Source organism: Rhizobium sp. A22-96, from assembly GCF_053521805.1.
In genome coordinates, this window is record NZ_JBNWDQ010000001.1 from 935,500 (window position 1) to 950,352 (window position 14,853).

Here is a 14,853-nt window from a genome sequence, read left to right on the forward strand (position 1 = left end):
TTCCGGCATTCGACATCGCGGCGAGGATCTGCCCATGTATAGCTATATCGGAAAGAGGCTGCTCGTCGCGATACCGACGCTGCTGATCATTTCGATCTTCGTCTTCTCCCTGCAGAAGCTTCTGCCCGGCGATCCAGTGCTCGCCATGGCAGGCGAAGAACGCGATCCGCAGGTTCTCGAGCTGCTGCGCGAGAAGTATCGGCTCAATGACCCGGTCATCTATCAATATGGCTACTGGCTGCAGGGTGTCGCCAAGGGCGATCTTGGCGTTTCGCTGCGTACCAACCAACCGGTGCTGACGCTGGTCGCCGAAAAGCTGCCGGTCACCATCCAGCTTGCCGTCATGTCGATGATCTTCGCCTTCGTCATCGGCATTCCCATGGGCATATTGGCGGCCGTGAAGAAGAATACCTTCATCGATTTCCTCGCCAATATCGTCGCGCTGTGCGGCCTCTCCGTGCCGAATTTCTGGCTCGGCATCATGCTGATCCTGCTGGTTTCCGTGAAGCTCCGCTGGCTACCGGCCTCGGGATACCTACCCTTCTTCGAGGACCCCTGGCGTTCGATCCAGACCATGCTGATGCCCGCTTTCGTGCTCGGCAATGCACTGGCGGCAACGTTGATGCGTCATACCCGTTCGGCGATGCTGAGCGTGCTCAGTGCCGACTATATCCGTACGGCTCGCGCCAAGGGTCTGCCGGAGGCGGCCGTGGTCCTGCAGCACAGCTTCCGCAATGCCGTCCTGCCCATCGTCACCGTCAGCGCCCTGCTCTTCGGCGAGCTTCTGGCCGGCGCTGTCCTGACCGAGCAGATCTTCACCATCCCAGGCTTCGGCAAGCTGATCGTCGATGCCGTCTTCAACCGGGATTACGCAGTCGTCCAGGGCGTCGTGCTTTGCACGGCCATCGGTTTCATCCTCATGAACCTTATCGCCGACATTCTCTATGTCCTCCTCAATCCGCGCATGAGGGCTGCCCTATGAGCACGATCGTTCAGACGGCCGCGGCGGCCCCTTCGGCCAAGCGCGCTCCCAATCGGGCCTGGCGAAAGCTGAAGGCCAACAAGGGGGCCTTGGTCGGGCTTGGCATCATCCTGTTCTTTACCGTGCTCGCCGCGTTCGCGCCGCTGCTGCCCATCCCGGACCCGGTCGCAACCAGCTGGTCGGCGATCCGCAAGGCGCCATCGGCCGCCCATTGGCTAGGCACCGACGATCTCGGCCGGGATATTCTCTCCCGCATGATCTGGGGCGCCAGGGCATCCTTGATGGCCGGCATCTTCTCGGTCGCCATCGCCGTCGCGATCGGCGTGCCCTTCGGCCTCGTCTCCGGCTATTACGGCGGCTGGATCGACCAAATCATCTCGCGCATCACCGAAGCCTTTCTGGCGATGCCGTTCCTGATCACCGCGATTGCGCTTGCCGCCTTTCTCGGACCGAGCCTCACCAATGCGATGATCGCGATCGGCCTTTCGGCAACACCTGTTTTCGTGCGGCTGACGCGCGGCCAGGTGCTCGCAGTCAAGACGGAGGAGTATGTCGAAGGCGCCCGCTCGATCGGCTTGCGCCATTTCAGTATCATCACCCGCTATATCCTGCCGAACGTGTTTGCGCCGATCCTGGTGCAGGCGACGCTCACCATCGCGACCGCCATCATCGCGGAAGCCAGCCTCTCCTTTCTCGGGCTCGGCCAGCAGCCGCCGGCTCCGAGCTGGGGCTCGATGCTCAATGTCGCCAAGAACTATCTCGAACAGGCGCCCTGGATGGCCATGTGGCCGGGTGCCGCCATCTTTCTCGTCGTGATCGGCTTCAATCTCCTCGGCGACGGCCTGCGCGATGCGCTCGACCCGCGCGAAGCATGAATAAACTGAAAAGGTGCCCCCAATGACCGCATTCACCACACGCCCTGAAATCCTCGGAACCTTCGGCGTTGTCACGTCGACGCACTGGATTGCCTCGGCCGTCGGCATGAGCATTCTCGAAAAGGGCGGCAACGCCTTCGACGCCGCCGTCGCGACCGGCTTCGTGCTGCAGATCGTCGAGCCGCATCTCTGTGGGCCGGGCGGCGATATGCCCGCCATCCTCTATTCGAAGAAAAAGGACAAAGTTGAGGTCATCTGCGCTCAGGCGCCGGCGCCGGCCGGCGCGACGATCGAGCATTATACGAATGAAGGGCTGAAACTGATCCCCGGCGACGGCCTGCTCGCCACCGTCATCCCCGGCGCCTTCGACGGCTGGATGATGATGCTGCGCGATTACGGCAGGCTCACTGTCCGTGACGTTCTGGAACCGGCGATCCATTATGCCGAGAACGGCCACCCCATCCTGCCGCGCGTTTCTGCCACCATTGCGGGGCTTGCCGATTTCTATCGCGAGGAGTGGCCGACCTCCTATGAGACCTGGCTTCCCGGAGGCTCAGCCCCGGAACCCTGGTCCAATTTCAAGAATCCGGTGCTTGCCGAAACCTGGAAGCGTGTAGTCGCCGAGTCGGAGAGCAAGAGCGGCCGCGAAGACCAGATCGAGGCAGCCCGCAACGCTTTTTATCGCGGTTTTGTCGCCGAGGCGATCGAGAGCTACGTCAGCAAGGCCGAAGTGATGGATGCAAGCGGCCAGCGCCACAAGGGCGTGCTGACGGCCGACGATATGGCCAATTGGCACGCCACGATCGAAGAGCCGCAGACCTACGACTATCACGGCTGGACCGTCGCCAAGATCGGTCCGTGGGGCCAAGGGCCAGTCTTTCTGCAAGCTTTGTCGCTGCTCAAGGGCTTCGACATTGGCGGTATGGATCCGGCAGGCGCGGACTTCGTTCACACGGTCACAGAAGCGATGAAACTCGCCTTTGCCGATCGAGAAGTCTATTACGGCGATCCGAATTTCACGGCCGTGCCGCTCGATACCCTGCTGTCGGATGCCTATGCCGATGAGCGTCGCAAGCTCATTTCCCCTGAGGCCTCACTTGCATTGCGCCCGGGCAGGCTGCCGGGCTTCGAGAGCCAGTACGATCTCACCATGAAGATGCTCGAAACTCCCGAAGCCAAGGGCGGCGCGGTCTATGAACCCACAATGTCGCATCTGACCGAGAAGCGCGGCGACACCGTGCATATCGACGTGATCGACCGTGAAGGCAACATGGTCTCCGTCACTCCCTCCGGTGGCTGGCTGCAATCCTCACCGATCATCCCCGGCCTCGGCTTCTGCCTGAATTCGCGTGCGCAAATGTTCTGGCTGAAGCCGGGCCTGCCCTCCTCGCTTGCCCCGGGCAAACGCCCGCGTACGACGCTGACCCCGACGCTGGCGCTGCACGAAGGCCGGCCAACGCTCGCCTTCGGCACACCCGGCGGCGATCAGCAGGAGCAGTGGCAGCTTTCCTTCTTCCTGCGCTATGTCCACCACGGACTGAACCTTCAGGAAGCGATCGACAAGCCGCTGTTCCACAGCACGCATTTCCCGAGCTCCTTCTATCCGCGCACCCGCGAGCCCGGCGGCCTGACGGCGGAGGCGAACTTCAACACCGAAGTGCTCGATGCCCTCCGCAGGAAGGGCCATCAGCTGACGGTCGCGGCCGAATGGACGGTGGGGCGACTTACCGCAGCGCGGCGAGATAGAGATGGCCTCTTGCGCGCTGCAGCAACACCGCGTTTGATGCAAGCCTACGCCATTGGGAGATAGAGCCGATGACCTGGTCGATCGTTGCCCGAGAGCCGGAAACTGGAAATCTCGCCATCGCCGTCACCACGCGCTTCTTTGCCGTCGGCAGCATCGTGCCGCATGTTCGCGGCGGCATAGGCGCTGTCGCGACACAGGCCTTCGCCAACCCGCTTTACGGCATCGATGGACTGGCGATGCTGGCCACCGGTCATACTCCCGGCGAGATTGTCGAAACGCTGAGCGCCCGCGACGAGGGGCGCGAGCAACGGCAGTTCCAGCTGATCGACGGCAAGGGCAACAATGCCGCCTTTACCGGTGCCAAGTGCGTCGACTGGGCAGGCCATCTGGTCGATGACAATGTCTCGGTTGCTGGCAATATGCTGGCGGGTCCGCAGGTGATTGCCGAGACGCTTGCGACCTTCAAGAAGACCGAGGGAAAGCCGCTGGCCGAACGATTGCTCGAAGCCATGCGCGCCGGCGAATATGCCGGCGGCGACAAGCGTGGCAAGCAATCGGCCGCGCTCGTGATTTGCCGCGATCAGGACTATGCCTGGCTGAACATCCGCGTCGATGACAGCGCCGATCCGCTCACCGAACTCGAACGGCTCTATGCTGTCGCGCAGGAACGCTATCTCCATGTCGGCGAAACCATGCCGACACGGCAGAACCCGAGTGGGATGACCGACCGCCGCGAGATCGACGAGAAGATTGCGGCTCTCGACGCCGCAAGGATTGCCGAGGGGCGTCTTTCGGCCTCCTTCGCCACCCCACCGACACCATCATGAACAGCGTCGATTGAAATCTGGCCAGCGCGTAAGATCATAAAAAGGGAACTCTATGCCGACCGTTACAACGCAACAGAACGATCCGAGTGTGCAGCCCGTTCTTTCCGTCGCCAATCTGACGACCTCGTTCCTGGTTGACGGCGAATGGCGTCAGGTGGTCAAGAACATCTCCTTCGACGTCATACCGGGAGAAACGGTTGCCATCGTCGGTGAAAGCGGCTCCGGCAAGAGCGTCACCTCGCTCTCGATCATGCGGCTTCTCGCCAAGGGCAGCAGCCGTATCGAAGGTTCCGTCCGGCTCAATGGCCACGACATCCTTACTCTTCCGGAGGGCGAGATGCGCAAGGTCAGGGGCAAGGACATCGCCATGATCTTTCAGGAGCCGATGACTTCTCTCAATCCGATCTTCACCATCGGCCGGCAGATTTCCGAAGCGCTCACCTGCCATGGCGACATCTCCAAGGCTGAGGCCAGAGCGGAAACCATTCGCCTGCTCGAGAAGGTGCGCATCCCCAACGCATCCTCGCGCTTCGATGAATATCCGCATCAGTTTTCCGGCGGCATGCGCCAGCGCGTGATGATCGCCATGGCGCTTGCCTCGCGCCCGAAACTCTTGATCGCCGACGAGCCGACGACGGCGCTTGACGTCACCATTCAGGGGCAGATCCTCGACCTCATCAAGGTGCTGCAGGAGGAGGAAGGCATGTCCGTTCTCTTCATCACCCACGACATGGGTGTCGTCGCCGAGATTTCCGACCGCACCATCGTCATGTATCGCGGCGAAGCGGTGGAAACAGGCAAGACCGATGACATCTTCCATCGCGGCCAGCATCCCTACACTCGTGCGCTGCTGTCGGCCGTACCGCGGCTCGGCTCGATGAAGGATCAGGCCCAGCCTTTACGTTTTCCCGTCGTGGACGCGCAGACTGGCGAGCGCAGCGAACCCAAGGCACTTGCCGACACGGTCGACCATGGCAAGACGCCGGTTCTCGAAGTCAAGAATCTCGTCACCCGCTTCGAACTTCGCGGCGGCCTGCTCGCCCGCCCCACGGGCGCCATTCATGCGGTCGAGAACGTCTCCTTCGACCTGGCTCAGGGAGAAACCCTGTCTTTGGTGGGCGAATCCGGCTGTGGAAAGTCAACGACGGGGCGCTCCATCATGCGTCTCATCAATCCCAAATCCGGCGAGGTTCGCCTCGACGGTTATGACGTGATGAAGCTCAATACACTTGATCTGCGCCGCATGCGCCGCAGCATCCAGATGATCTTTCAGGACCCCTTCGCCAGCCTCAATCCGCGCATGACGATCGGAGCGGCTGTCGCCGAGCCCTTCATCGAACATCGCCTCGGTACGCGCGCCGAGGCTCGCGAGAAAGCCGCCGACCTTTTGGAGCGTGTCGGCCTGAAAGCTGATATGATGAGCCGTTACCCACATGAATTCTCGGGCGGCCAGCGCCAGCGCATCTGCATTGCCCGCGCGCTTGCCCTCGACCCGAAGGTGATCGTTGCCGACGAAAGTGTGTCGGCGCTAGATGTTTCGATCAAGGCGCAGGTCTGCAATCTGCTGATGGACCTGCAACAGAGCCTCAATCTCTCCTATCTCTTCATCTCGCATGACATGGCCGTGGTGGAGCGTGTCAGCCATCGCGTTGCGGTGATGTATCTCGGCGAGATCGTCGAAATCGGCCCCCGCGCTTCCGTGTTCGAGAACCCGCAGCATGCCTATACGAAGAAGCTCATGGCGGCGGTTCCGGTGCCGGATCCGTCGCGCCGCGGGATCAAGCGCAATCTGGCTGTCGATGAATTGAAGAGCCCGGTGCGGCCGGTGGGATACACGCCGCCGACGCGGCACTACCGCGAAGTCTCAACCGGCCATCTCGTCAGAATGGAAGAGGCCGCCTGAGCCGGTTTCTGACCTTGACGTCCGTCAAATCCAGGCAAATATCAGCATCCTGTTTCCCGTCTTACTTGGAGTGAATGAAATGACCGATAGCGTGCTCGATATTCCGGTAAAGAGGATCGACGGCAGCGATACGACGCTTGCCGACTATCGCGGCAAGGTGATCATGGTCGTCAACGTCGCCTCCAAATGCGGGCTGACGGTCCAATATGAGGGATTGGAAAAGCTTTACGAGGACAAGCGCGATGAAGGTCTCGTCATCGCCGGCTTTCCCGCTAATGATTTCAAGGGCCAGGAACCCGGCACGAACGAGGATATCCTGAGCTTCTGCACACTGACCTATGACGTGCAGTTCCCGATGTTTTCCAAGATCGCTGTCACGGGCGAGGAGCGGCATCCGCTCTATAACAGCCTCATCAACTCCGGCGTCGAAACGACGGGTGACGGGCCGATGCGCGAGCGCCTGGCAAAGCACGGCCTTGAAACCGGACAGGATGGCGGCATCGTGTGGAATTTCGAGAAATTCCTGATCGGCCGCGACGGCAAGGTCGCCGCTCGCTTTGCGCCTGACGTGACAGCGGATGATCCGCGTCTTCTGTCTGCTCTCGACAAGGAACTGGCCCGCTCATAAAGCGCTTCCAGACGGAAGACCTCCGGGAGTTACTTTAGAGTCGCTGCCCATCCTCGCCGAACAACGATGCGAGAGCCGGCTGGAAATAGACCGGCTGCTCGCTGTTCAGCGCGACCTCTTCATCGGCATCGATACGCACCGACACAGTTTCATTGCCAACCTGGCCCCAGATCAGATTGTCCGACCCCATCGGCTCGACGATCGTGAAGGTCGCCGGCAGGCTTGAGGCGCGATCGCTGGCCGCGTTGAACTGCATCTGCTCGGGCCGCACCCCAAGCGTCGCCTTGCGGCCCTCGCCGGGCGTGCCGGAAAACTCATAGCCGTTGAGATCGATCGTCCGGCCATCTGCAAGCCGAAAGCCCGGCACGCCGTTACTGCTCGTGACTTGCCCCGACAAGAAGTTCATCGAGGGCGAGCCGACGAAGCCCGCAACGAAGCGATTGACGGGGCGCCGATAGATCTCCTTCGGCGAGGCGAATTGCTGGATGACGCCGCCGCTCATGACCGCGATGCGGTCGGCCAGCGTCAGCGCCTCGATCTGGTCGTGCGTGACATAGATCATGGTCGAGCCGAGGCCGCTGTGCAGTCGTTTCAGCTCGACGCGCAGTTCGGTTCGAAGCTTGGCGTCGAGGTTGGAGAGCGGCTCGTCGAACAGGAAGACATCGACATCGCGCACCAGGGCCCGGCCGATTGCGACGCGCTGGCGTTGGCCGCCTGAGAGTTCGCCCGGCCGACGCTTGCGCAAGGGATCGATCTGCAGGATCTGCACGGCACGATCGACGCGCTGGGCAATCTCCTCCTTCGCCATACCGGCAATGCGCAGCCCGAAGGAGAGATTTCCTTCGACCGTCATCGTCGGATAGAGCGCATAGGATTGAAACACCATGCCGATGCCGCGATCCTTCGGCTCCTCCCAGGTGACGTTCTTGTCGCCGATCCAGATCTGGCCGTCACTGATATCGGTAAGGCCGGCAATGGCATTAAGCAGGGTCGACTTGCCGCAACCGGAGGGGCCGAGCAGGACGATGAATTCGCCCGAATTCACTTCGAGATTGAGCGATTTCAGCACATTGACAGCGCCGAAATTGATTGCAAGTTCGCGAATGGAAACATTGGCCATGAACTATCCCTTGACTGCGCCCGCGGTGATACCGCGCACGAACCAGCGACCCGAACCGAAATAGACGATCAACGGAATAAGGGCGGTCAGAATGGTTGCCGCCATGTTGACGTTGTAAAGCTTCTCGCCCTGGGTGGAGTTGACGATGTTGTTGAGCTGCACGGTCATGGGGAAGTTTTCCCTGCCGGCGAAGACGACGCCGAAGAGGAAGTCGTTCCAGATGCCGGTCACCTGCAGGATCCCCGCAACGACGAGGATGGGGATCGACATGGGGATCATCAGCCGGAAGAAGATCTGCCACAACCCTGCCCCATCGATGCGCGCCGCCTTGAACAGTTCCATCGGCAGGCTGGAATAGTAGTTGCGAAACAGCAGCGTCAGCACGGGCAGGCCGAAGACCGTGTGGGTGATGATGATGCAGGGCAGCGTCGAATAGATGCCGATGTCGCGGTAGATCAGCACCAGCGGGTAGATGAATACCTGATAGGGAATGAATGCCCCGAGAAGGAGGATGGCGAACAGCACATTTGCGCCCCTCACCCGCCAGAAGGACAAGGCATAGCCGGTCAGCGACGAAATGAAGATCGACAGGATCATGCTCGGGATCAGGATCTTTACCGAATTCCAGAAGCCGACGCTGATACCGCCGCATTCAAGGCCGGTGCAGGCCGTGCTCCATGCCTGCACCCAGGCATCGGCAGACCACGCTTGCGGAAAGGCGAAGATATTGCCCTGCCGGATCTCCGGCATGGATTTGAACGAGGTGACGAGCATTACATAAAGCGGTAGCAGGAAGAACAGTGCCGCCATGACCAGAAAGGCATAGAGGCCGATGCGCCCGGGCGTCAGATGCTGCGGCTTGCGCCCGGTCGGACCCTGCATGGTCGCTGAGACGGAAGATGGTATCGTCATCAGTTGCCCCTCGGTTTTTCACGGAAATATTCGTAGTAGAGCCAGGGCGTCACCACGACGACGACGGTCGCGAACATGACGGTCGATGCCGCGGTCGCCAGCCCGATATTGCCGCGGCCGAACAGGTAATCCATGATGAATTTCCCGGGCACTTCGGTCGAAATCCCAGGCCCGCCGCCGGTTGTCGCCAGCACGAGTTCGTAGACCCTGACCACGGCGATCGCCAGAAGCACGCTGGCGGTGATGATGGTCGGCCTCAAGATCGGGATGACGATGTGGAGATAGACTCGCCAGCTCGGAATGCCGTCGATGCGCGTCGCCTTCCATAGTTCGCGGTCGACGCCGCGCAATCCCGCCAGCATGATCGCCATGACCAGGCCCGTCGATTGCCATATGCCGGCCAGCACGATGACGTAGAGCGCCAGATCGCTCTGGACGATCCAGTCGAAGCGGAACCAGGTGAAGCCGATGCTGTCGGCGACCTTCTGCAGGCCAAGCGTCGGATTCATGATCCACTGCCAGACGAGGCCCGTGACGATGAAGGACATGGCAAAGGGATAGAGGAAGATCGTCCGGAACGTGTTTTCGAAGCGAACCTTCTGGTCGAGAGCAACCGCCAGAAGAAAGCCGAGGATCAGACAGCCGGCGATGAAGAGAATGCCGAAAACCACGACGTTCTGCAGCGATATCTGCCAGCGCGCGGTGTCAAACAGCCGCTCGTACTGCTTGGTTCCTACGAAAATATTGACCGGCAGCACCTTGCTGTCGGTGAAGGATATCCAGATGTTCCAGACGACCGTCACGACATAAGCCAACAGCACGATGACGAAGGCCGGGAACAGGGCGATATAGGGCGAAAAACGCATTTTCCTGCGGGTTGCGCCCGGCTTTACGACGGTCGCACCGACAACGGCAGCGCTTGTTTCAGGTGTGCTCATGGCGCTCCTCCTCAGCATTCATGAAAACCGGCGGCAGGCGAACCTGCCACCGCATGGATGTCGATTGAAGCTTACTTCGCCTGGTCGATGACCTTGGCGAACTGATCGGCGAACTGATCTGCCGTCATGCTGGGGGTCGTCCAATATTGGGCGATCAAGTCGCCTTCCGTCTGGACGATGTCCTGCGGCGTCAGCACGTCAGAGGTCAGGATCTGACGGGTCGGATCCTTGAGGGCGTTCAGGCCCTTCTGCGCGCAGGCATCGAGCTTCGACGTATCAACATCGAGACGAACCGGCACGGAGCCCTTCTTGGAGTTGAAGGCCAGCTGACCTTCCTTGGACATGATGACCGTTGCCAGCAGCGTCTGGGCATCGACCGCCGTCTTGTCCTTCAAGACTGGGAAGACGAAGATGTCGCCACCCATCATGAAGTTGGATTCGCCCGGTCCGAGGATGCAGCCGAAATCCTTGTCGGCGACGAGGCCGGCATGGATGAATTCGCCCTTGGCCCAGTCTCCCATGAACTGGATGCCGGCCTTGCCGTCGATCAGCATGCCGGTCGCGACGTTCCAGTCGCGGTTCGGGCTGCCCGCATCCTGGTAGTTGCGCAGCTTGGCGAAGACTTCAGCGACATGCTTGAACTTGTCGGACTTGACGGCATTGGTATCGAGGTCTTTCCAGACCTTGCCGTAGAGGTCCTTGCCGCCTTCACCGAGAAGGATGGCGTTGAACATCAGCTGTAGCTGCCAGGGCTGGCCACCGACGGCGACCGGGGTCAGGCCTGCAGCCTTGATCTTGTCGAGCGCGGCAAACATTTCATCCCAGGTTTTCGGCTCTTCGGTCACGCCTGCCTTGGCGAAAACGGGCTTGGAGTAGAACAGCCAGTTCTGACCGTGGTCGTTGATCGGCGCGCCGTAGATATGGCCCTGAAACTGGATGGCCTGGTAGAAGGCTGGGGTCAGGACGGATTTCCAATCCTGTTCCTTGGCGAGATCGTCAAGCGGCCGCAGCAGGCCTTGCTGGGCGAGATCGTTCATCTGCGTACCGGTGTTGAACTGCATCGCCGTCGGCGGGTTGCCGCCGATGATGCGGTTGATGCCTATCGGTCTAGCCGTCGAGCCGGAGCCGGCGATCGCGGTATCCACCCAATCGCCGCCGGCAGCGTTGAAGGCCTTGGCCAGTTCCTTCACTGCGGCGGCTTCGCCACCGGACGTCCACCAATGCAGGACTTCGGCTTTCTTGCCTTCGGCCAGAGCGCCGGTCACGCTTGCCGCGACCAACGCCGTGGCGCCGACCAATGCCATCATCAATTTACGCATATGTTCCTCCTCCTTTGAAAACGTTCTCCAAACGCTTGTGCTCAGCGACCGTAGTCCCCCCGGACATCGACCGCCGAATTTTGTAATCCTCCAAAGCTATGCCGCCGGGCCTCCGTTCCCTGCGGCAAGTGGGCAATGCTTCCTCAGGCATTGCCCCTTCGTCAAGTCCACAGTCCAAAAGGACTGCATTTTCCTAAGCTATAGCGCAGCCTATGCGAAACGTCCCTCATTAATTGTACGTTGTATCGGGTCCGGACGGCCGCAGCTACTATGGATTGCAACCACGCTGCGTGATTGAGACGAGCGCTCGAATGCCGTCATGACTTCCAGGGCATGGAAGGCAAGTTCGGACGATACCCGATGCTGGCGCCCGGAGCGAAGGGAATCAACCATTTCCGCCGCGCCCAAACCGCGCAAGCCCAGATGACCGGGCACGCCTTCGGTATAGGGATGGTCGACCGCAATCTCTTCCCAGGCCTCGCCGCCATCGCGGAATATCTCGACCTTGCCGCTAAAGTTGTTCGGGTCCGGGGTCACCATGGTTCCCTCGGAACCATAAAGCTCGATCTGGTTGTGCTTGTGCTTGATGACATCGAAGCTGGTGGCGATGGTCACCGTGGCGCCACTGTGGAACTCCATCACGCCGGTCAGATGCGTCGGCACCAGTACCTTGATCGTTTCGCCGCGATGCGGATCGGTTTTCACCGTCCGCTCGATGCGGGTGATCTTTGCCGTTCCGAAGACTTCGCGCACCGGTCCGAGCAGGGCAATCAGGTTGGTGACATAATAGGGACCGACATCCAGCATCGGCCCCCCGCCGCGACCATAGAAGAAGGCGGGGTTGGGATGCCAATGCTCATGGCCGGGCAAAAGCAGCATGGCGGTAGCCGAGATCGTCTTGCCGATGCGGCCTTCGTCCAGAAGCCTCCGCGTCAGCTGATGGCCGCCGCCAAGGAAAGTGTCGGGAGCGCAGCCGAGCCGCAGGTCGCCTGCCCGTGCGAGCGACATCAGCTCCTCCGCTTCGACCATTGAGACGCCGAGCGGCTTTTCCGAATAGACATGCTTGCCGGCAAGCAGCGCCTTCTTGCTGATGGCATAATGCGACACCGGCGTCGTCAGATTGATGATCAGGCCGATTTCCGGATCAGCCAGCATCGTGTCGAGCGCCACGGCCTCGATACCGAACTGCGCGGCCAGCTTTTGCGCCGATGAACCGTAGAGATCGTAGACGGACTTCACGCGGATGAAATCGAACATGTGCAGGGTTGCGACATAGGTGGCGCTGATATTGCCGGCGCCGACAATGCCGACTTTCATGGGTTCGTTGCTCATTGGGCAGCCTCTAGGAAATGGTGATATCGAGTTCGGCGGCGGCGCCGCGCAGATAGCTCATGCCACGCCGCATTTCCTCATCGAATTCGGGTGTCGCCTCGCGGAAATGCGTCCAGTGCGACGCACCCGGCGCATCCTCCAGCTCCAGCGTGATCGGGCCGGAATAGCTGATCGCCTGCAGCGCCGCGAAAATGGCCTTCCAGTCGATCTTGCCGCGCCCCGGTCGCCAATGGGCGTTGGTATGGCCCTCATTGTCGGAAAAATGCGTGTTGTAGATGCGATCGCCGAGCGCCAGCACGACGTAATGCGGCATGTCGCCGGCGGGAAAGAGGTGGCTCGGATCGAAATTCAGACCGAGGTTGGGAGCGCCGGTACGTTCGATCAGGCGCAGCATGCCCTGGCCGGAACTGACCCAGCGATAGGGATGCGGCTCGATCGCAACCCGCAAATTGACCGCAGCGGCAATCTCGCAGGCCTTGGCAAAGCCGTCGACCACCAGATCATATTCACCCGTCCAGTCCCATTGCGGCTCGACGACTGCACCCCACTCCTGCGAAATCGGGCGCTGGAGGATCGGCTTGACGTCGGATTGAAAGGGATAGGGCGTCATGCTGGTAACGATAGGCGTGCCGATCTCAGCTGCCACATCCATTCCGCGCTTGTAGCCCTCGAGATCGACTGTCGAAACCGGAGCATTCGCGGCGCGGCTGAAGGGCAGATTGAAGAAGAAGTTGGTGAGCACCAGCCCCTCGCCATCGGCGATGTGCTTCAACTCGCGAATGGTCTCCGGCGTATAATAGGCCAGCATGTCGACCGACCATGCCGTCAGCTCGAAGCCTTTACAGCCGGTGCGGGCCAGCCGCCGCAATGGTGCGGCGTAAGGCGGGTTCCAATTGAACGTCCAGATTGGTGATCCGAAAAAAAGCGAGCCCTGGCTCACGTCATCCTCCCTTGGAATATGATTGCCCGCCTGCGGCGAGGCTTTCATCTTCTTGCCGATCGGAGCCTCTATCCCCTCCAAACAGCAATTCGTAACGTTACGAATGATAGATAATAACGCAGCTGTCAAGCCGCCGCTTGCGCCACAAAACAGTCAGCTTACCGACGAAATACGAAAATCGTAACGTTACGAACGGCTTGCCAGGATACATGATCCCCGCTCAGTGCCGCAAAGATCAGACTGATAACTTCTGGCTATTGTGATCGACGAATTCGGCCTGGACGATTTCACGCAATTCGCCGGGATCGTCACCGGCGATTGCCCGGCTTAGAAAGGCCGCCAGTCGCTCACCGATCGCGTGGTTGGAGTAATAAAAAGTGCTGAGCGGCGGATTGAAGAAATCAGGGAGTGCCGTGCCGCCGTAGGTGATCAAGGCGAAATTCTGTCCGGCTTGGCGCCCGATGTCGCGAAGACCGGCAAGAAAACCGAGAGCAGCCTCTTCGCTCGCAACGAAGGCGGCCGTTGCATCCGGATTTCGCGCCGCCACGTGCCTCGCCATCTCGCGACCGCTATCGGGTGTTGCACCTGTGAAATGGATGAGATCATCTGCGACTTCGAGATGGCGTTCGGCAAAGGTTTTTCGCCAGCCCCGGACGAATTGCAGACCATAGGTGAACTGGTTGCTGGGCGCGATCAGCAGCGGCTTGCTATGGCCGGCATCGAGAAGCAGGCGCGCGGCTTGTGCCCCAATCACCTCGTGATCGAGATCGATGCTCGGATGCAAGCTCAACAGTTCGGTACGGCCGAAGGTGACAAAAGGCATGCCGACCTCAAGCAGATACTTCACCCGATCATCCTGCGGTGTCGTATGCGTGATGATGATGCCGTCGACGGACCCCTCCTCGACGATATCGCGCACGGTCGCCAGCGGATCATCGGCCTGCAATTGCGGCACGATGGTCGTGCGGTAACCCCTAGCCTTCATATAGCGCGATGCGCCCTCGATCAGCGAGGCGACGACAATGTTCATCTCGCCTTCGCGGCCAAATGGCAGCACGATTCCAATCGCATGCGTCTTGCCGGTACGAAGATTGATGCCGCCGAGGTTGGGGCGATAGCCGAGTTCACCCGCAACACGCTTGACCAGCTCAATGGTTTCGCGATTGACCTCCGGTCCCTCTTTCAAGGCCCGGCTGACAGTTGTGACCGAGAGGCCGAGCGCCGTCGCAACGGTACGCAAGGTCACCCGCTGGCCCGCTTCGCGGCGCAAGCCACGTCCTACTGCCAATGCATGCACTTTCGCCAAATCGTTTCGCTCCGCCATGTCGAC

Annotated in this window: 13 protein-coding genes; 6 read left to right on the top strand and 7 right to left on the bottom strand. The window is 60.5% G+C overall.

What is annotated here, in order from left to right:
• Positions 1 to 34: 34 nt before the first annotated feature.
• The 6 genes from ACQZ6F_RS04200 to ACQZ6F_RS04225 all read left to right on the top strand — a co-directional run bounded on the left by ACQZ6F_RS04200 (position 35) and on the right by ACQZ6F_RS04225 (position 6,962).
• Positions 35 to 982 carry an ABC transporter permease gene (locus ACQZ6F_RS04200; protein ID WP_449092772.1) on the top strand — a complete coding sequence of 316 codons (948 nt, stop codon included), beginning with the start codon at positions 35 to 37 and terminating at the stop codon, positions 980 to 982.
• Positions 979 to 1,857: an ABC transporter permease gene (locus ACQZ6F_RS04205; RefSeq protein ID WP_449092773.1), complete on the top strand. Its 879-nt coding sequence runs from the start codon at positions 979 to 981 to the stop codon at positions 1,855 to 1,857. The genes ACQZ6F_RS04200 and ACQZ6F_RS04205 overlap by 4 nt, the downstream gene beginning before the upstream one ends.
• Positions 1,858 to 1,879: 22 nt before the next feature.
• A complete protein-coding gene (locus tag ACQZ6F_RS04210; RefSeq protein WP_449092774.1) occupies positions 1,880 to 3,667 on the top strand; it encodes a gamma-glutamyltransferase family protein in 1,788 nt (595 codons plus the stop codon).
• Positions 3,668 to 3,672: 5 nt separating this feature from the next.
• Positions 3,673 to 4,431: a DUF1028 domain-containing protein gene (locus ACQZ6F_RS04215; RefSeq protein WP_449092775.1), complete on the top strand. Its 759-nt coding sequence runs from the start codon at positions 3,673 to 3,675 to the stop codon at positions 4,429 to 4,431.
• Positions 4,432 to 4,483: 52 nt separating this feature from the next.
• On the top strand, positions 4,484 to 6,334 hold the full coding sequence (locus ACQZ6F_RS04220) for an ABC transporter ATP-binding protein (RefSeq protein WP_449092776.1): 1,851 nt from the start codon (positions 4,484 to 4,486) through the stop codon (positions 6,332 to 6,334).
• A 79-nt stretch (positions 6,335 to 6,413) separates the two neighbouring features.
• A complete protein-coding gene (locus ACQZ6F_RS04225; protein WP_449092777.1) occupies positions 6,414 to 6,962 on the top strand; it encodes a glutathione peroxidase in 549 nt (182 codons plus the stop codon).
• A 34-nt stretch (positions 6,963 to 6,996) separates the two neighbouring features.
• Here the strand turns inward: ACQZ6F_RS04225 and ACQZ6F_RS04230 are convergent, their stop codons facing one another.
• From ACQZ6F_RS04230 to ACQZ6F_RS04260, 7 genes are all read right to left on the bottom strand, one after another.
• On the bottom strand, positions 6,997 to 8,082 hold the full coding sequence (locus ACQZ6F_RS04230) for an ABC transporter ATP-binding protein (protein WP_068393868.1): 1,086 nt from the start codon (positions 8,080 to 8,082) through the stop codon (positions 6,997 to 6,999).
• 3 nt (positions 8,083 to 8,085) lie between these two features.
• Positions 8,086 to 8,994, bottom strand: a complete 909-nt coding sequence (locus ACQZ6F_RS04235; RefSeq protein ID WP_449092778.1) for a carbohydrate ABC transporter permease — start codon at positions 8,992 to 8,994, stop codon at positions 8,086 to 8,088.
• Positions 8,994 to 9,932 (bottom strand): carbohydrate ABC transporter permease, encoded by a 939-nt coding sequence (locus ACQZ6F_RS04240; protein ID WP_077467726.1) that lies wholly within the window; start codon positions 9,930 to 9,932, stop codon positions 8,994 to 8,996. The genes ACQZ6F_RS04235 and ACQZ6F_RS04240 overlap by 1 nt, the downstream gene beginning before the upstream one ends.
• A gap of 71 nt (positions 9,933 to 10,003) precedes the next feature.
• Positions 10,004 to 11,251 (bottom strand): ABC transporter substrate-binding protein, encoded by a 1,248-nt coding sequence (locus tag ACQZ6F_RS04245; RefSeq protein WP_077467725.1) that lies wholly within the window; start codon positions 11,249 to 11,251, stop codon positions 10,004 to 10,006.
• Positions 11,252 to 11,461: 210 nt separating this feature from the next.
• Positions 11,462 to 12,583 (bottom strand): Gfo/Idh/MocA family protein, encoded by a 1,122-nt coding sequence (locus ACQZ6F_RS04250; RefSeq protein ID WP_449092779.1) that lies wholly within the window; start codon positions 12,581 to 12,583, stop codon positions 11,462 to 11,464.
• Positions 12,584 to 12,593: 10 nt separating this feature from the next.
• The gene (locus ACQZ6F_RS04255; protein WP_449092780.1) at positions 12,594 to 13,523 is read right to left on the bottom strand and encodes a sugar phosphate isomerase/epimerase family protein; all 930 of its coding nucleotides are present in this window, start codon (positions 13,521 to 13,523) and stop codon (positions 12,594 to 12,596) included.
• Between the two features lie 235 nt (positions 13,524 to 13,758).
• Positions 13,759 to 14,811: a LacI family transcriptional regulator gene (locus ACQZ6F_RS04260; protein ID WP_449092781.1), complete on the bottom strand. Its 1,053-nt coding sequence runs from the start codon at positions 14,809 to 14,811 to the stop codon at positions 13,759 to 13,761.
• Positions 14,812 to 14,853: the final 42 nt, after the last annotated feature.